This is a genomic window from Enterococcus camelliae (assembly GCF_042685105.1).
Lineage (GTDB): Bacteria > Bacillota > Bacilli > Lactobacillales > Enterococcaceae > Enterococcus_G > Enterococcus_G camelliae.
Map to the genome: position 1 here is coordinate 1 of NZ_JBHUMO010000039.1, position 17669 is coordinate 17669.

Annotated in this window: 17 protein-coding genes and 3 pseudogenes; 17 read left to right on the forward strand and 3 right to left on the reverse strand. The window is 38.1% G+C overall.

Translation table 11 applies throughout. From position 1 onward, the window contains the following. The 6 genes from ACFSR0_RS05590 to ACFSR0_RS05615 all read left to right on the forward strand — a co-directional run. Window positions 1-450: IS30 family transposase (locus ACFSR0_RS05590; RefSeq protein ID WP_379980750.1), on the forward strand; the 450-nt coding region annotated here is incomplete at its 5' end. 284 nt (window positions 451-734) lie between these two features. After that, window positions 735-3980 carry a DEAD/DEAH box helicase gene (locus tag ACFSR0_RS05595; RefSeq protein ID WP_379980752.1) on the forward strand — a complete coding sequence of 1082 codons (3246 nt, stop codon included), beginning with the start codon at window positions 735-737 and terminating at the stop codon, window positions 3978-3980. Between the two features lie 497 nt (window positions 3981-4477). Next, window positions 4478-5374, forward strand: a complete 897-nt coding sequence (locus ACFSR0_RS05600) for an ABC transporter ATP-binding protein (protein ID WP_379980754.1) — start codon at window positions 4478-4480, stop codon at window positions 5372-5374. Further along, window positions 5371-6132: an ABC transporter permease gene (locus tag ACFSR0_RS05605; protein ID WP_379980756.1), complete on the forward strand. Its 762-nt coding sequence runs from the start codon at window positions 5371-5373 to the stop codon at window positions 6130-6132. The genes ACFSR0_RS05600 and ACFSR0_RS05605 overlap by 4 nt, the downstream gene beginning before the upstream one ends. Further along, on the forward strand, window positions 6129-7247 hold the full coding sequence (locus ACFSR0_RS05610; RefSeq protein ID WP_379980758.1) for a sensor histidine kinase: 1119 nt from the start codon (window positions 6129-6131) through the stop codon (window positions 7245-7247). The genes ACFSR0_RS05605 and ACFSR0_RS05610 overlap by 4 nt, the downstream gene beginning before the upstream one ends. Continuing rightward, the gene (locus tag ACFSR0_RS05615) at window positions 7244-7852 is read left to right on the forward strand and encodes a response regulator transcription factor (protein ID WP_379980760.1); all 609 of its coding nucleotides are present in this window, start codon (window positions 7244-7246) and stop codon (window positions 7850-7852) included. The genes ACFSR0_RS05610 and ACFSR0_RS05615 overlap by 4 nt, the downstream gene beginning before the upstream one ends. A gap of 122 nt (window positions 7853-7974) precedes the next feature. Here ACFSR0_RS05615 and ACFSR0_RS05620 read toward each other — a convergent pair whose 3' ends face one another. Next, window positions 7975-9606 (reverse strand): SulP family inorganic anion transporter, encoded by a 1632-nt coding sequence (locus ACFSR0_RS05620; protein WP_379980762.1) that lies wholly within the window; start codon window positions 9604-9606, stop codon window positions 7975-7977. Window positions 9607-10146: 540 nt separating this feature from the next. Between ACFSR0_RS05620 and ACFSR0_RS05625 the strand changes: the two are divergent. The 5 genes and pseudogenes from ACFSR0_RS05625 to ACFSR0_RS05645 form a co-directional block, all read left to right on the forward strand. Beyond that, window positions 10147-10290, forward strand: a pseudogene (locus ACFSR0_RS05625) (TIGR04076 family protein); the annotation flags it as partial. 231 nt (window positions 10291-10521) lie between these two features. After that, on the forward strand, window positions 10522-11421 hold the full coding sequence (locus ACFSR0_RS05630; RefSeq protein WP_379980764.1) for a DNA-3-methyladenine glycosylase 2: 900 nt from the start codon (window positions 10522-10524) through the stop codon (window positions 11419-11421). Window positions 11422-11439: 18 nt separating this feature from the next. Then, the gene (locus ACFSR0_RS05635; protein ID WP_379980766.1) at window positions 11440-11967 is read left to right on the forward strand and encodes a methylated-DNA--[protein]-cysteine S-methyltransferase; all 528 of its coding nucleotides are present in this window, start codon (window positions 11440-11442) and stop codon (window positions 11965-11967) included. Between the two features lie 21 nt (window positions 11968-11988). After that, the gene (locus ACFSR0_RS05640) at window positions 11989-12543 is read left to right on the forward strand and encodes a bifunctional transcriptional activator/DNA repair enzyme AdaA (RefSeq protein ID WP_379980768.1); all 555 of its coding nucleotides are present in this window, start codon (window positions 11989-11991) and stop codon (window positions 12541-12543) included. Between the two features lie 28 nt (window positions 12544-12571). Then, a complete protein-coding gene (locus tag ACFSR0_RS05645; RefSeq protein ID WP_379981043.1) occupies window positions 12572-12889 on the forward strand; it encodes a hypothetical protein in 318 nt (105 codons plus the stop codon). Here the strand turns inward: ACFSR0_RS05645 and ACFSR0_RS05650 are convergent. Further along, window positions 12877-13215: pseudogene (locus ACFSR0_RS05650) on the reverse strand (family 1 glycosylhydrolase); the annotation flags it as partial. The gene ACFSR0_RS05645 and the pseudogene ACFSR0_RS05650 sit on opposite strands and share 13 nt — an antisense overlap. On the opposite strand from ACFSR0_RS05650, the gene ACFSR0_RS05655 reads away from it, so the two are divergent. The 5 genes from ACFSR0_RS05655 (at window position 13176) to ACFSR0_RS05675 (ending at window position 16880) form a co-directional block, all read left to right on the forward strand. After that, the gene (locus ACFSR0_RS05655; protein ID WP_379981053.1) at window positions 13176-13508 is read left to right on the forward strand and encodes a hypothetical protein; all 333 of its coding nucleotides are present in this window, start codon (window positions 13176-13178) and stop codon (window positions 13506-13508) included. The pseudogene ACFSR0_RS05650 and the gene ACFSR0_RS05655 overlap by 40 nt on opposite strands. A 201-nt stretch (window positions 13509-13709) precedes the next feature. Then, complete coding sequence (gene yghU, locus ACFSR0_RS05660; RefSeq protein ID WP_379980770.1) at window positions 13710-14489, forward strand: glutathione-dependent disulfide-bond oxidoreductase; 780 nt, start codon at window positions 13710-13712, stop codon at window positions 14487-14489. A 58-nt stretch (window positions 14490-14547) separates the two neighbouring features. Further along, a complete protein-coding gene (locus ACFSR0_RS05665) occupies window positions 14548-15141 on the forward strand; it encodes a ribonuclease H1 domain-containing protein (protein ID WP_379980772.1) in 594 nt (197 codons plus the stop codon). Window positions 15142-15422: 281 nt separating this feature from the next. After that, the gene (locus tag ACFSR0_RS05670; protein WP_379980774.1) at window positions 15423-16022 is read left to right on the forward strand and encodes a LysM peptidoglycan-binding domain-containing protein; all 600 of its coding nucleotides are present in this window, start codon (window positions 15423-15425) and stop codon (window positions 16020-16022) included. Window positions 16023-16178: 156 nt separating this feature from the next. Continuing rightward, on the forward strand, window positions 16179-16880 hold the full coding sequence (locus tag ACFSR0_RS05675) for a TIGR00266 family protein (protein ID WP_379980776.1): 702 nt from the start codon (window positions 16179-16181) through the stop codon (window positions 16878-16880). A 290-nt stretch (window positions 16881-17170) separates the two neighbouring features. Here the strand turns inward: ACFSR0_RS05675 and ACFSR0_RS05680 are convergent, their stop codons facing one another. After that, window positions 17171-17404 (reverse strand): hypothetical protein, encoded by a 234-nt coding sequence (locus tag ACFSR0_RS05680; RefSeq protein WP_379981055.1) that lies wholly within the window; start codon window positions 17402-17404, stop codon window positions 17171-17173. On the opposite strand from ACFSR0_RS05680, the pseudogene ACFSR0_RS05685 reads away from it, so the two are divergent. Continuing rightward, window positions 17348-17669 (forward strand): annotated as a pseudogene (locus ACFSR0_RS05685) (IS30 family transposase); the annotation flags it as partial. The gene ACFSR0_RS05680 and the pseudogene ACFSR0_RS05685 overlap by 57 nt on opposite strands.

Below are 17669 nucleotides of genomic sequence, written 5' to 3' on the forward strand. Positions count from 1 at the left end.
TTGAAATCTGGACAAGATCAAGTACTGCTAACGTTGACTGAACGAAAAACACGGTTTGAAATCATTCAAAAAATTGAAGGGAAAAATGCCTTGGCGGTTCAATCAGGCATTGAGACTCTTCAAGAGCAATTTGGACAGTTCTTTAAGGATATAGTTAAAACAATTACTTCTGATAATGGCGTTGAGTTCTCAACATTATCCACGTGTCTTGACGGCATCGTTGATGTCTATTTTACGCACCCTTATTCTTCATGGGAACGTGGAACCAACGAAAGACACAATGGGTTGATTCGGCGCTTTATCCCGAAAGGGAGCACGATGCGCCACGTCTCTCGTGTGCATATGAAACGTATTGAAAATTGGATGAATCAATTACCAAGGAAAGTCTTAGGCTATAAAACACCAAGGCAAGCTTTCCTTGACGAAATCGCTAGTCTGTTAGCTGATTGACATCGAGCCTCTCGCGGTGTGTTCACTGTCTGGGAAGCCTGGCATGAGCCAGCCTGTCCAGTTCAGACTAACACACCACGCTCAATGTCAATCAGCACGAAGCTTTATCAATAACATGCTTTATTTCGCTAGGTGGCTAACTTGTACTTGCAATTTGTCTTGGGATAACTTACGTTTAAATAGTTAGAATAAACAAAATATTTATCGATCTGTTATAGTTTGCTTTGTAACAAAACCAAATTTTACTAGCGCAGTTACGATTATAAAAAAAGGACGAGGAATACATGCTTAATAGAAGAATGCCGGCTAGAATTTCAAGTCGTGGCAGAGATATTGCTGCTGCGGGGAATGTATCGATTCAAGAGTTCGATTCGATTTTCAATGTATTTCGTGCAGAAGTTCAAGGAACAGAACTTTATGATGTAATGGTTAGTGCAGTTGATCCGGAGTTGGACGTGTGCGATTGCCCGTATTTTTCTGAAAAATATTATTGTAAACATATTGCTGCGGTAGTGACAGTAATCAATCAGAACCCAAATTATCTCAAGTTGGCTGAAGAAGCTAAATTGGCTGAACTTGAAATAGCTAAAATAGAAAACTACGAACCGTCAGCTTTATTTCAACAGCCAAATAGTAAATCTTCCAGCCCAGTCGTATTGAATAGTACGGCCCGTCGTTTTATTAGTCAATTAGATCTTCCAAATCCAAATTATTTTCAACCTTTAAAAGAAATTGATTCGCAGTTTTTGCGGGTGGTTTACGAGCTACGTTTGAAAGAAAAAACCCATAGTTACTATGAGGACGAGTATTCTTTCGATTTGAGATTGCGAATTGGGGTTGAAGGGCAGGACAAGTCTTATCAAATTCCGGATATTCATTCTTTTTTTAAGAGCTATCAAAACAATGAGGTATATCAGACAAGAGGCAAGGCTCGTTACTTGATGGCACCAGAATTCTTTAGTGAAGATGATCAAAAGTTACTGGATGTGCTCATCGATTTAGCAGCTCACGATTCAACACCAACCGACTATTATTATAGTAGCAACAACAATAAAGGAATTATTTCTTTCGACTTTAAGGAATTAAGGGCTTTTATTCAAGCTTTCCAGGAAACTGAATGGACAAAGTTAGATTACTTTTGTAATCAAAAAACCTATCAAACGATTGAAGCTCGGCAGTTTTCTCCAGAAGATTCAATGTTTAAAGCAATAGTTACTGAGATGGGTGAATCCCTATCTTTACACATAGTAAGTGATTTCTATCTCATGATTGATTCAATGGCAGGTGCTATTATTATCCGAGATAATATTATTTATTTTGTTACGAATGTTCAGTTGGAACTGATTGGAAAAATCGTGAACGTGTACAATCAAAATAAAAGTAAAAAAGATGGAATTTTATTTTCTAGAACTGAGGATCGCTTGTTGCAACAGTTCTTGCAACATTTTGAACAAATTGGAACAGTGGAGCTGCCAGAAGAATTCGAATTTTTTGATATGACACCTGATTTTGCATTGGATGTTCAAAATCATACTTTACAATTGAAACTGGGCTATCATTATCAAGATAAATTGATTGCTTCTGAAGATAAAAATCAGCTTCAGCAAGTGACCTCGCGAATTGTGGAAAAAGAACAACAAGCTCAACTTTACGTTGAAAGTTTAGGATTTGAATATCAAAAAGGTCTTTGGGAAAAAGAGTTTCAAGATGCTTCGGAAATTTATCGATTCTTTACCTATGAAAAGCCGAATCTTGAGAAGAATGGTCAGTTGCATTTGACTGAGGAATTAAAGTCAAAATTACAAGAAAAACCGGAGCTACAATCAAATGTAGTTGTGAGTGAGCGTCACGGAATCTTGAGTATGTCCTTTTCAATCGAGGGTATTGATGAAGACGAGATTGAATATTTCTTGAAAAAAATTGATATTTCACGCCCTTATTTAGAACAACCAGATGGCACGCTTCTCTTGTTAAATGAAGACTTGAGAAAACTCGCAATTTCATTACAAAAGTTGCGTCAACAAGCTAAAATCAAACGCAATCAGTTGGAAATGTCGGCGTCGCAAGCATTAAATGTCAAGCGCATTTTAAAAGATGCGACATTTGAGGAAGAATTTAAACAGTTAATCCAGCACCTTGCGCATCCAGAATCGTTTGAATATGCGGAATACCAAGACATTCAAGCTGAGTTGCGTCCTTATCAAAAATCTGGTATTCAGTGGTTAGAGATGCTGCACCATTATCATTTTGGGGGGATTTTGGCAGATGAAATGGGACTCGGGAAAACATTGCAACTGATTACTTTTTTAAGCAATCATGTTGAAAAAGAACCACATTTGGTCGTTGCCCCGACTTCTTTGATTTATAATTGGCAACAAGAATGTTTGAAATTTGTTCCACATTTATCAGTCGAAGTGATTGAGGGAACTAAGGCGAAACGGATGAAAACAATCCGAGAAAGTAAAGCAGATATCTTGATTACAAGTTATAATAGCTTCCGCTTGGACAATCGTGAATACGAAGCAAAATCTTTGAACTATTTAGTGTTGGATGAGGCGCAGGCGATTAAAAATTCTCAAACAAAGACCAATCAAAGTTTACGAGAAATTCAGCCAAAAGGTGTTTTTGCTTTGTCGGGCACTCCAATTGAAAATCGGGTGGAGGAATTATGGGCGATTTTTGAGATTGTCTTGCCGGGGCTTTTGCCTAAAAAAGCTGAGTTCTCAAAGTTAACTCCTACGGAAATTGCGTTGCGAGTGAAGCCATTTATTTTACGGCGTGAAAAGAAAGATGTCTTGACAGAAATTCCAGATAAAGTGGAAATGAATCTTTATAATGAATTAACTGCGCAACAAAAAAATGTTTATTTAGCACAGCTAAAGCAGATGCAAGTTCAAGTCAAAGGTTTAACTAAAGATAGTTTTGTTAAAAATAAGTTAGAAATTTTAGCGGGATTAACACGACTACGTCAAATTTGTGACACTCCAGCCTTGTATATTGATGATTATGAAGGTGGTTCAGGCAAACTTGAGCAATTGCAGGAAATTTTGAGTCAAGCGCAAGAAAATCATCGTCATGTATTAATTTTTTCTCAATTTACTAGCATGCTAGATGAGATTGGTCAGATGCTTAATCGAAATCAAATGTCGTATTTGCTTTTGAAAGGTGACACGAAGCCAAAAGAGCGGATTAAATTAGTCAATCAATTCAATCAAGGTGAGAAAAACATCTTTTTAATTTCGTTGAAAGCTGGTGGTACCGGCTTGAACTTGACCACCGCCGATATGGTAATTTTGGTTGACTTGTGGTGGAACCCAGCTGTTGAAGACCAAGCGACGGCTCGAGCGCATCGTTTGGGTCAAAAGAAAACGGTCGATGTGATTCGTTTGATTACCAAGGGAACGATAGAAGAGAAAATCGACAAGTTGCAAAAAAGCAAACGCAATCTGGTCGATCAAATTCTAATAGGTACCGATCAAAAGAGTACTCTGACCGAAGAAGAAATTCGATTGATACTTGGAATTTCGTAAGGTGGGCAATTGTTAGATAAGCTTAGCGATTAATATGAACAAATGATAAGAATACAAAAAGAGGAGCTCAAAGCGGGCTTCTCTTTTTGCATTGGTACGGTTCAATTGATTTGAAAGATAAAGAGAAGATGTTGAACAGTACTAAGCAAGCAAAGCAAATATAATCATTCTGCATGAAGTAAGACGAAGAGCCGATTATTTTTTGTTCGGAAACATAAGATAAAAAAGATTTCAAAAATTTTGACAGAAGCTAACCTCGATAAGTGGGATGTAGTTCACCAATCGGTATTAGTAAATTTTTTAAGCAATCTTTATTCATATGAATAGAAACTTTGGGTCAAGCAGCATTTTTCGTTGCCTGACCTTTTTTTCACAACAAAAACAGCTCAATGCAATTCATGACAATTGTCATAGAAAAGTTATGTTAATTGGGACTTATTGGATTCTGAAAAATCTCTTACACTAAGAATATCAAGGTTAGTTAAGGAGAAATTTTTATGAATCAAACCGTCATTGAAGCTAAAAAAATTACCAAAACGTTTAAAGAAAAACGAATTTTTGAAAAGCTTGATTTTGCAGTCAAAAAAGGTGAGATCGTTGCTTTAGTAGGAGAAAATGGTGCTGGAAAATCAACACTAATCAATGTGTTGACACAGCTAATCCCCAAGGACCAAGGTGAAATTCATTATTTTAACCAAGAAAAATCACTCTTGATTGATCGTGAACGGATTGCTGTCATGACACAAGAAACAGCCAAGCTAAAAAAAATTCGGGTGTCAGAAATCATTCAATTGGTTCGAAGTTTCAGCAAACATCCATTACCTTATGATCAATTATTGCATTATCCTGATTTAAAGGAGCATGAACAATCATATATGGAGAAACTATCTGGTGGGCAACAAAAACGGCTAGGATTCGCGTTGGCTATCGCTAGCAACCCAGGCGTCATTTTTTTAGATGAACCTACAGCAGGTATGGATAGTTATAGCCGCTTAAAATTTTGGCAGACGATTGCCTTGCTCAAAAAGGAAGGAAAGACGTTTATTGTAACCTCGCACTATTTGGAAGAACTGGAAACAGTCGCTGATCGTATTATGATTTTAGTAAAAGGGAAATTCGTTTTTAATGGTTCAATGGATGAACTGCGTCAAAATCGCGGGGTGAGTGAAATCCAGTTTTATTTTGATGATTTAAAGGATAAAACGTACTGGTTGTCCATTCCGGGTGTTGAATCAGTGACAATAATCAATCAAAAAATCAAATTGATTACGGATGATGTGGCACTATTTTTAACTGCAATGCAAGGTCAGTTTGAGCAATTAAAACTATTAACCATTCAACCCAATTCATTAGAATCTTTATTCGATCACATCCAGGAGGAACATCAAGCATGAAGCAACTAATCTTTCAAACCAAACTAAATACTTTGCGTCTGTTTGTTCGAAACAAACGCTTCTTAATCATCAGTTTATTGATTCCAATCTTTTTTTATCTTTTGTTTACCAAAGTGATGAATGTGGGGTTGGCAGGGGCTGATTTGGTTGCCTGGAAAGCCGACTATCTCGTCAGCATGATGACATATGGCATTTTAATGGATTCAGTGATGATGATTTCGAGTACACTTGTCAGTGATCGTGAAAATGGCTTTGATCAGTTGATTACGCTAAGCCCGTTACCAAAAAGTCGTTACTATGCGAGTGTGATACTCAGTTTTTTTGGCTTATTCGAATTATCTATTATCAGCTTATTGGTTGTAGGGTATTATATAAATAGCGTTACGTATTCCATCTTGGAGTTTCTTTCATTTCTAATCGCGTTACCGCTCACAGCCTTGCCTTTAATTATGATTGGTATTTTGCTTTCTTTGGCAGGGAGTTCCAATACAGTCTCAGGTTTGGCAAATTTGCTTGTTTTTCCTTTGGCTATTGTTAGTGGACTGTGGTGGCCAATCGATAGTTTGCCTAATTGGATTCAGTCAATCGGTAAATGGATGCCAACGTATTTTATGAGCAATGTGATGAAAACTCTTTACCATCATCATAAATTAGACCTTCAGAGTAGTCTGGGATTAATTCTGTGGTTTAGTCTACTAAGTCTTTGTTTAGGTATCATTCTTCATTTCAAACGACAGAAAGGATATCAGCTAGTATGAAGAAGTTTTTAGAGGAAGAAATACTGTTTCCTAAAAAAATAGGATGGATTCCTTATTTTTGGCTCATTTTTTTGATACCTGTTCTTTCTGACTTGGTCACTATGCCCCTAAAAAAACAGGTAATCATTCTTTTTCTTTTGCTACTTTTTTTGAAAGCCTATCGAGAAGGATATGAATCAAATAAGTGGGCTATCTGGTACGTGATTATTCAACTAAGTATTAGCGTGAGTTATCAATTTTTGGGTATGACTGGCCTATTTATTTTTACGGCATGGCAGATTGGCTTTCTGTCGCTACGTCGTGATCGCTTTTATTTGTTTTTAGGTGTATATTATGCGTTTTGTTTCATTAACATCGTTAGTACGACTCTGTGGCTTGTGCAAGGAGATGCGCAAAGTATCGGTAGCTTACTAATTGTTTTGCTGTTTGCTATTTTTTCACCATTAGTTTCTCGGTCAATGAATGAATCCATCTACCGAACAACGCAACTCAATCGTGAAAACAAACGCTTGGAAGCATTGATTCGCAAAGAGGAACGTGAACGGATTGCTCGCGATTTACACGACAATCTCGGACAGTCTTTTTCAATTATTACGTTGAAAACAGAGTTGGCTCAAAAGTTATTGGCAAAGCAACCTGAAAAAGTTTCGCAGGAATTGACCGAAATCGCGCAAATTTCTCGAAATAATTTACAGCTTGTTCGACAAATAGTGAATGGTTTAGAAAATCGTTCAATTGCAAAGGCGCTACTGGAAGAAGAAAAACTTTTATCTGCTGCGAGTATTTATCTTAGTACGGAAGGGGAAGAGATTGCTGAAAATTGGCCTATTGAACTTCAAACTATTTTTGCCTCGTGTATCAAAGAGGCGTTTACCAATATTATCCGTCATAGTAAAGCACAATTCGTCCAATGCGTGTTTCGTCAATCCAATCAGTATTATGAACTGTCCATTCATGACAATGGAATTGGCTTTCTGACAATTGATCCAACGTCACATGGATTAAGTGGGATGATGGCTAGGATGAAAGAAAAAAATGGGATATTCGACATAATAAATGGGGATGGGACCAAATTGCACTTTAAAATTCCTTTAGAGGAGGAGCGAGAACGATGACGACTCTGTTTTTAGCAGAAGATCAAACCATGTTAAATACAACCTTGACCACCATTTTAAACTTGGAAGATGACTTTGATGTGATTGCGAGTGCGGCAGATGGCAAAGAAGCACTCGATAAAATTAGAAAACTGCAACCAGAAGTCGTTATTCTTGATATTGAAATGCCACGATTAACTGGGCTTGAAGTTGCCAAAGAGATTCGTTCTGCGGGCTTGCCCATAAAAATTATCATATTAACAACTTTTGCCAGAGAATGCTACTTTCAAGAAGCAGTCGAATACAACGTGGATGCCTATCTGTTAAAAGATAGTCCAAGTGATTATTTGGTAGCAAGTATACGCCAAGTTCTTATTGGAAATAGAGTGTTTTCACCGGAACTGGTCACGACTGTTTTACGAGCGGAAAAAAATCCATTAACTAAAAGAGAAATGAGTGTATTAGCGGGGCTTCAAACAGGTGCTTCAACAGCGAAAATGGCTGAAGAGCTTTTTTTATCTGAGGGAACGTTACGCAATTACATTTCATCTATTTTAAGTAAAACAGGGACCCATTCTCGAATCGAAGCAATTAACATTGCTAAGAAAAATGGCTGGATTGCCTAACCTAAGTATCAATTGATGCTTAGGTTTTTTTTCATTTTGAAGAGTTAGCTTACAAAAATAGCTAATATAAAAAAACAGCCTCACGTTATAATGAGAGCTGTTTTTCATAAGAGTGGTTCTCCTTAAGAGACCGTTGGGGTGTCGGACTGATAAAGACTATGCAAAGCATGTGCCACCGTTTTGTGTTGTTGACTTTCTGTTTGGTCCCACAGGTGATGCATATAATGCGCAACATCTGGTTGTAAGGAGGTGTAAATAATCGACGTTCCGTTCATAGAAGCTTGTCGCTGAAATTCATCAAAGACAGCAAGCGCAGTGACATCAATATGGGGAACTCCCCGCATCGAAAAAATCACGCCTTCGTGTTCGGTAAGTTGGTGTAGTGTTTGTTTCAATTTTTCTGCGGACATGAAAAAGAGTGGCCCGCTGATATAGACGACTGTCCAATTTGTTAATTTTTCATTTTCGGGAAGGTTCATTCGTTCCCAATCAATTCGTTCCAAAGAAATGGTGATGGCGGCACTTTTAATTAAGAAAAAGATACTTCCGCCGATAATGCCAATCACAATCGCGATACTCAAATCAAAAATAACGGTAGAAACCATTGTTAAAAAGAATAGCGTAAGAGAGACCCAGTAATGTTTGGTAAAAAATTCTTTGATGGTTAACCATTCATTCATTCGCCATGCGGTGACAATCAAGACACCAGCTAAGGCAGGCATTGGAATTTGAGACATGACTGGAGCTAAAATCATCATTGATAGAAAGAGAACTAAGGCATGAATCATGCCAGCTAGTCTGGTTTGAGCACCTGATTTGATAGCAACACTGGTTCGGGCGATGGCCGCTGTTGCAGGAATCCCTCCGAAAAAAGGGATAATTAGATTGCCGATACCTTGAGCGATAAGCTCCTGATTGCTGTCTAATGATTTGTTGGCCATTCTTCCTGCAGAGGCTCCGCACAGTAAGCTTTCTACCATTCCAAGTAAGGCAATGCTAATTGCAGGGACGGCAACAGCTTGTAAAGAGGCAATTGATAGTTGATTGACAGCTAAACGATGGTCACTGATTAGCGTTGTTGGGATGGTACCAACTGTCCCCACTGGTAAATGGAACAATAGCATGCAGATAGTAGCAATAATAATGACAAATAGCGAGCTAGGTAATAGTGCAGCCAACCTTTTCGGATACAATAGCATCACAAGAATGACGATGCCCCCCATTGTAACGGCGGTCCAATTAATAGCAAAGCCAAGTGTAGTATAGCTGTGAAGTTTTTCTAGTGCATTGGCTCCTTTCGAGTGAGTGCCAAAAAGATTATCGATTTGGCCAAGAGCAATGATAATCGCAATGCCAGATGTGAATCCGGTAATAACGGGAGCTGGAATAAAGGAAGTCAACATTCCGAGTTTGAAGATTCCAGCAAAAAGTAAAAAAATACCTGCTAAAAAGGTTGCAAGTAAGACCCCTTGAATGCCTTGAGTTGCGGAGATTGACATTAATATTGCTGCCATCGCTCCCGTGGGCCCCGAAATTTGATAGAATCCACCTGATAACCCACCAATAATCAATCCGGCTATTATGGCTGTAATTAAACCTGCTGAGGCATCCACACCACTTGATACACCAAACGCAATGGCAAGAGGTAGGGCCACCGCTGCTACCGTTAGACCAGATAGCAGATCTTTAAAAAATTTTTCGCGATTGTAAGACTGAAATTCTGATTTTAATAGTTGGAAATAAGATGAATGCACACTAAGACTCCTCTGTAATTAAATTTGACAAAATCAACTATAGCATAGTTTTTTGTTCAAGTGAATGAGTGATCAAGTGTGAAAGAGTTTTAAAAAAGTTTTAAGGTCATTTGGTTTTAGCACTTTTCCTTTGCTTGGGTGAATTTGATTTGTTTTTTTAGTTGCCTTACAATCCTCAATTAAAATGTAGTTAGGTTGAAATTGCCAGTTTGGAATGAATTCGTATCGAATCGATCTGTTCAATGTGCGTTCGGCTATTTTGACCATCTCAAGACATGTTTTGAGTTCGTCGCATGGTAGATGACAGATTTGACCATAAGTACCTTGCGTATTGCTCAGTAATGCCAATGCTTGATTAGTATCAGGTGTCCAAATCAAAGTTCGTAGCCGCATCTTTACTGCGGTGACAACTTGATTCGTTTCCTGCATTCTTTGAAGATTACGACCAACCAAACGGATTTCTTTTGTGTAGATTTTAAAGAGTTCGTTAGCGTGTTCCTGGCCAATTCATCCAGTACTATCTAAAATGTCTTTGCTTTATCAAACGGAATGGATGGCAAATTTTTTGACGGCGTAGACCCATGGATTCGTCATGACAATGTGGCAATCATCAATTGTACAGATGGCATGCGACCAGTTGTTTTCAAAATTGAACGAACAGATGAAGATGTGACGGAGCAATGAGGAGAATAAAAAATCTTCATAGATAAAAAAGACGACCGCTCTGACAAATGAAAAATGAGGATGATTCACGGGGACAAACTACTTTCAGTGGTTTCGATGAATCAAGCATAAACTGTCCAGCCCATTTTTCAGTTTGTCAGAGCGGTCTTTTTTGCATTTAAAAAGCCAGATAGTGATATTTTTTTAAAGAGATTATCTGATAGAATAACTATGTAAGGAGGGATGACAACCGTGAAGCATACAGTAGTTTTAGCCGTACCTCCCATTTTTTCTTGGACAGCTATTTTGGGTTATTTATCCCGAGAAGAGAATGAAGTGATGTATCGTGTAACAAATGATACAATTCGACGTGCATTTGAAGTAGAATCTGACATTTATCTCTGTGATATTACGTATTGTTCTGAACAAGGGGCAATAGAGATTGACCTTCTTAATCAGCCAGGTTGGACTGAAGAGAGTCAACAATTTATCGAAAGGTTTGTCAATGATTGGTTTGATTTAGGAACGGATTTATCGCCGTTTTATCAGATGGCTTCAGCAGATCCGCTGTTAAATGAGTTGGTCATTAAATTTACAGAGTTACGTTTGGTTGGCATGCCAGATTTTTACGAAGCGATTACTTGGGGGATTTTGGGTCAACAAATTAACTTAGGATATGCGTATACACTTAAACGAAGGTTCACTGAAAAGTATGGAAGAAGTGTTCAATATGAAGGAGAAGTGTACTGGGTGTACCCTCAGCCCGAACGAGTCGCCAGCGAGCCAAGTGAAGCGTTGTTAGATTTACGATTAACGGTCAAAAAGGCTGAATATCTTGTAGATATCTCAAAGCGAATAGCAAAAGGACAACTATCAAAAACAGCATTAAGCCAATTTGATAGTACCAAATCGGCTGAAAAGGCTATGACCAAAATAAGAGGAATTGGTCCATGGACCGCACATTATGTGTTAATGCGATGTTTACGAAAAGGGGATGCCTTTCCAGTTGCGGATGTAGGTCTTCTCAATGGAATAAAAAAATTACAGCAACTTGACGAAAAACCTAATAGGCATCAAATGGAGCAATTCAGGCATCAATGGGGAACCTGGTGTAGTTATGCAACATTTTATATATGGAGAATCTTATATTAATTAAAGGGGTGTATCAATATGTTATACAAAGGAAGTTACCAATCACCATTAGGAAAAATTGAATTATTAAGTGATGATCAAGCAATCGTCGGTTTATGGTTTGAAAATCAAAAATATTATGGTTCGGATTACGATTTAGCCGATGTAATCGTTGAAGACAATGCTGCCATTATCGCAGCAAAAGCATGGTTAGATGATTATTTTCTTGGGGAAAAGCCAGACTTAGCAACCTTGCATTTGAAACCACATGTGACAGAATTTCGTAAAAAAGTTTTGGAAGTTTTAGAAGGTGTTCCATATGGAAAAACAATCACTTATAAAGAAATTGCGGATAAACTAAATGCGCAATTTCCAGAAAAGAAAACATCTGCCCGTGCAGTTGGCGGAGCTGTTGGACATAATCCAATTTCCATCTTTATCCCATGTCATCGGGTTGTGGGAAGTGATGGGTCACTGACTGGTTATGCTGGAGGAATTGATCGTAAAATAGAGCTTCTGACTCTTGAAGGATTAAAAAAAGAAAACCTTCAACAGCTACACATCTAAACAACAGGGGAGGTGAACCAAATGATTACAGATGAAGAATGGCAAGCCATTAAAACAAATGATGCTACCTATGATTCAAAATTTCGTTATGCGGTTAAAACAACCAAAATCTTTTGTCGACCGTCCTGTCATTCACGATTGCCTAAAAGAGAAAATGTCGAAGTGTTTTATCATTTGGATGACCCTATAAATCATGGTTACCGGCCATGCAAACGATGTCGGCCAACGGATGCGTTTGTTTCAAATGAAGAATGGACGCAAGAAATTGAGACGATTTTGCAAAACAATTATCAACAAAACTTGACGTTAGAGGAATTGGCGTATCTTTCACATGGGTCCGAATCACATTTGCGTCATGTTTTTAAAAAAGTAACCAACAAAACGCCACAACAACGATTAACGGAAATTCGTTTGGATGTTGCGAAACATATGTTAGTAACGACGGATAAACCAGTCGAAAAAATTGCTATGGAGGTTGGGTTAGCCAATGTCTCCTATTTTATCCAAAGATTCAAACACTCATTCCACGAATCGCCGAAGCAATATCGAAAACAACACCAAAAAACTGGATGTTGAAAAACTATATCAGACAATGTTAGCTGCTATGGGGCCTCAAGGTTGGTGGCCAGGGGAGAGCAAACCTGAGATTATACTTGGCGCAATTTTGGTGCAGAATACAAATTGGCTGAATGTGACAAAGTCATTAGAGAATTTGAAAACCGCAACCAATTTTATTCCTGAGGCCATTTGTCAGTTGCAACGAGAAGAGTTGGAAACCCTGATTCGTCCGAGTGGATTCTATAAAAACAAAGCACGAGCAATTGAAACGGTCTTTCACTGGTTTGATCAGCAAGCATGGGATTACGAAAAAATAAAGCAAAAATACGGACGGCACCTGCGAAGTCAGTTATTGATTTCATGACATAGTTTCACTGCTGTAGCGCTTGCCACAAGCTCATGGTGAATAGCTTGGTAAATATCACTTAAACCTAATTGTTCTTTAGGCGTAACAATTCCGCCACTCAAGAAAGGAGCATGGGTGATGGAGTTGATTTCATTAAAGGTCAGCCAGTATTTTACTTTATGGCGGTATCGTTTAAAGACTGTTTCAACATAATGACTGAAAAAAACAATCATTTTTCGGCTTCGCCAACCATCGTATGTTCTTGCAAGATGCAAAGGCGTTTCGTAGTGCGAAAGCGTAACTAGTGGTTCAATACCATACTTTGCACATTCATCAAAGACACGATAGTATTTGTGTAAGCGACAAGTGGACGCAAGAATTAGTGACTGTCCAACAGGTTGCTCAAGAGAACGAAGGTATTTTACTAGCAACAGAGACGGTTCCAAGCTATCCAGTTGCATCCTATTTGAAATTTATTAGACGGTTAGAATTAAACAGTATAGATTATCTAATCATTATTGCACCAAGCGAAGTTTGGGTTCCTTTGCAGTTATATTTGATAACGCAAAGGGGATTGGATCGTCAAAAAATTGTTATTTGTTCCAAAGATCAACCGGAACAAGTGGAGCCGATTTAGCGCCACTATGAGTGACCGAGGCATTCTGATGTACTAGGTTGCATGCAAATGAATAATAAAGTGGGGAGCCTGTTCAATTTTTTGAAAGGGTTCCTCACTTTTTTTGAATATAAGAATAATTCACAAATTTGTACGAGCACAAACGTACATTCTTGCATTACCATCCAATGCTTCGTATACTTTTCAGTAGGAGGCGATAGTATGTCAGAATATCAAGTACCACGTGTTTGGAAATGGGACGGTGAAGCCAAAAGAAGTGGCAATCAACCAACAGCAGGAAGCCGTTTTGAGCAACAATTACCAGTGGGGCAAGCACCCTTACAAGTGTATTCTTTAGGAACACCAAATGGCGTAAAGATAACCATTTTATTAGAAGAATTAAAAGAAGCAGGTGTTACAGATGCAACTTATGATCTGTACAAAGTGAATATCGGTGCGGGGGATCAATTTGGCAGTGACTTCGTTAAAATTAACCCGAATTCAAAAATTCCCGCTGTGATGGATTACGCTGGAGAAAAACCGATTCGTATATTTGAATCTGCTTCTATTTTGGTTTATCTAGCTGAAAAATTTGGCGCTTTTTTACCTAAGGAGTTAGCTGAAAAAACAGAAGTCATGAATTGGTTGTTCTGGCAAACGGGAGCAGCGCCATTTGTTGGTGGCGGGTTTGGTCACTTTTTCCACTATGCGCCAACCAAGTTAGAGTATCCAATTGATCGCTATACGATGGAAACCAAACGTCAATTGGATGTGTTAGATCAACAGTTGGCTGCAAATGACTATGTAGCAGGGGCGGAGTATACAATTGCTGATATTGCTATTTGGTCTTGGTATGGTCAATTGGTTATGGATCGTTTGTATGAAGGAGCAGCTGAATTTTTAGCGGTGGAAAGTTATCCTCATGTCATCGCTTGGGCGGAAAGAATTGCTTTGCGTCCTGGTGTGAAACGCGGCTTAGCTGTGGAATATCGCGAAATTTAATAATTTTTGGCCATTGATTTAATGTATAATAACCTTTTGAAGAGTGGAGGAGACATCATTGGCAAAATTTTACGCAGTCAAAATGGGAAGACAACCAGGAATTTATCTTACTTGGTCTGAGGCAGAAAAACAGGTTAAAGGTTTTCCAAATGCAAAGTTTAAATCTTTTTCTACGAAAGAAGCGGCAGAGCACTTTTTATCAGGGGTACCTGAGCAATCGGGCCTAGCATCGGATAATGGACTTGTTGCTTATGTAGATGGTTCATTCAATCGTCAGAAGGGGCAGTACGGCTCTGGAATTGTTTTGTTAAGAGAGAATAAAGTTGTTGAGACCCTTTTGATTACTGGCAATGATTCAACGTATATTGATAGTTTCCAAATTGCTGGTGAAGTGTTTGGCTGCATTGAGGCAATCAAGTGGGCCCATACCCATGAAGAATCCCAACTTACCATCTACTATGACTATCAAGGAATTGAATCATGGGCATTGGGAGAGTGGCAAGCCAATAAACCCATTTCCAAAACTTATGTCGAGCAGTTCCGAGCATTGCGTGCGACAATTGATGTACGGTTTAAAAAGGTTAAAGCTCACACAGGGGATACGTATAATGAAATGGCCGATCAATTAGCAAAAGCAGCAGCAAATCAGTAATTTAGCAAAAAAATAGAAACAGTAAGCGAATACCGATAAGGCATATCGGATACGTTTACTGTTTTTTTATTTATACAAAAAAAGAGGTAGTTGGATAATACAACGAAAATGAGAATCTTCTCTTTTCCCTGTAACATCATGTAATACTTAACATCAAATTGTTATCTTAGCGCTATCTCGTTGTAACACCCATATGTTTTAATAAATTCCGTTGCTGAAACAATCAGCTATGGAGAAATGTCACAAAAGTTTTGAAAGATAAAGGAGATATACATCGTTTTATGAAAATCAAAAAAATTGCATTAATGGTAGGTATCACAGGAGTTACATTTTTAGGAATAGGGATGAAAGTGAGTGCCGATGAAGTAACGCATACTGTAAAATCTGGAGAAACGTTAAGTGGAATTTCTGCAAAATACTTTGGTGATTATACACGCTACGTGGAAATAGCTGAATCAAATCATATTAAAAATGTTGATTTAATTTTTGTTGGTGATAAATTGAAAATTAATACGACAACTGGTGAAATTGTGGATGCAACTGCAGAAGAAGCAACAACACCAGCTACAGAAACAACAGAATCAACTACAACACAAGCGACAGATGGTTCGGTTGAATCAATCGTTCGTGCAGCCGCAAGTGCATATGGTTGGGGTTCAGGAGCAAACTGGGAAGCAATTAGTTTTATTATCCAACATGAATCTTCTTGGAATCCAAACGCTCAAAACCCAACATCAACAGCATATGGCTTATTCCAAATGTTAGTTGAAACTAGTTCTGATCCAGCAGTCCAAGCTGCAAATGGTATGGCTTATATCGCCGGTCGCTACGGTACTCCTATAAATGCGATGGCATTCTGGCAAGCAAATAACTGGTATTAAGCCTTAATGGCCACGCAGTAAACAATAAAACGCTGAACAACTACAAATGATTGCAAGTCCATCATTTAGTTGTTCAGCGTTTTTTTATTCGAGAGTTGCTAGCTATATTGTTTGCGCTCGGATATACTAAAAGAAAATTGTCTAGAAGGAGAAAACATGAACTATACGTTACTGGGAGATACTGATTCTCCAATATTACAGATTCAGTTAAAAACGGGTGAATCGATTCAACTTGAACGAGGAGCCATGGCTTACCATTCGGGTGTAGAGTTGACTGGAAAGTTAAATGCAAGTAAATCTGGTTTGGGCGGACTGATGCATGCGATTGGTCGATCGATGACAAGTGGTGAGAGCATGTTTATCAGTAGTGCCACAGGACTAACTGAAGATAGTTTTATAGGTATCGCACCCGGGAAACCCGGAAAAATCCATCCACTTCAAGTATCGGATGCGAATAAATACTGCTTAAATACCGGCGCATTTCTTGCTTGTGATTCGCAAGTGACATATAAGATGGTTAGACAAAATATAAGTGGGGCATTTTTTGGTGGAACGGGCGGATTATTTGTTATGGAGACCACGGGAGATGGAACTATCTTTGTCTCTGCATTTGGCGATCTCTTAGAATTGACGGTTTCACCAAATCAGGCTCTGACAATTGATAACGAACACGTTGTTGCATGGGACACCAATCTTACGTATGACATTCAAGTGGCGTCAGGCACATTTGGCTTTAAGACTGGCGAAGGATTAGTCAATGTTTTTCAAGGATCTGGCAAAGTCATCATTCAAACACGCAATCTACGTAATCTTGGCGAAGCATTAACGCCATTTTTGAGTACTGGAAGCGGAAATTAGCCAAACAGTTGTTTTTGGTTGCGAATGATTTATGGAAAAATGGAGAATGGCAACGTGATAATTTCATGTATTATTGAAATTATCACGTTGTCATTTTTTTATGTATGGCTAAGTTCATTAGAAAATTGGTAAGAAAGCATCATGAAAATGTTATCGAAAAAAAAGGGGAGTGTGACAAAAGTCTGTCACTTTCCCTTTAAAATGAACAAGCGGTTTTTTTAAAGAAATTCTTTCGACTATAAGTCAGAATTCATTAAAAATTTGAGGAATAAATTTCGGAATATCTGAACTTATTGCTCAGAGATAATCACTTTTGTCAACCCCTTCTTTTCATCTATCCTTACTGTTTTTTGTTCGTATGTGTAAACTGGATTTGAGTCAATATCTTGGATATATTTTAGTAGAGACTGTTCCGTCATTTTTTCTTGTGCCAACTCTTCAAACTCCTGTGGGGTTAGATAGTGAATCGAGCTATAGATATTGAAAATCGTTTGAACCAATGGATGCAATCTGTACCTAAGCATCTATTCAAATCAATGAATTTGATTGTGGAAAGGAATTTTCAAATTGGAAATCAATCAGTAATATCAATGATATTGATATCTATTTTGCAGATCCTGGTACACCATCACAAAGAGGGTTAAATGAAAACTCTAATGGTTTATTACGTAAAGATGGTTTACCAAAGCAAATGGATTTCAACGAAGTTGATGAATCTTTTATCCAATCTATTGCATCGAAAAGAAATAATATCCCTCGAAAATCATTAAACTATAAAACACCAATAGA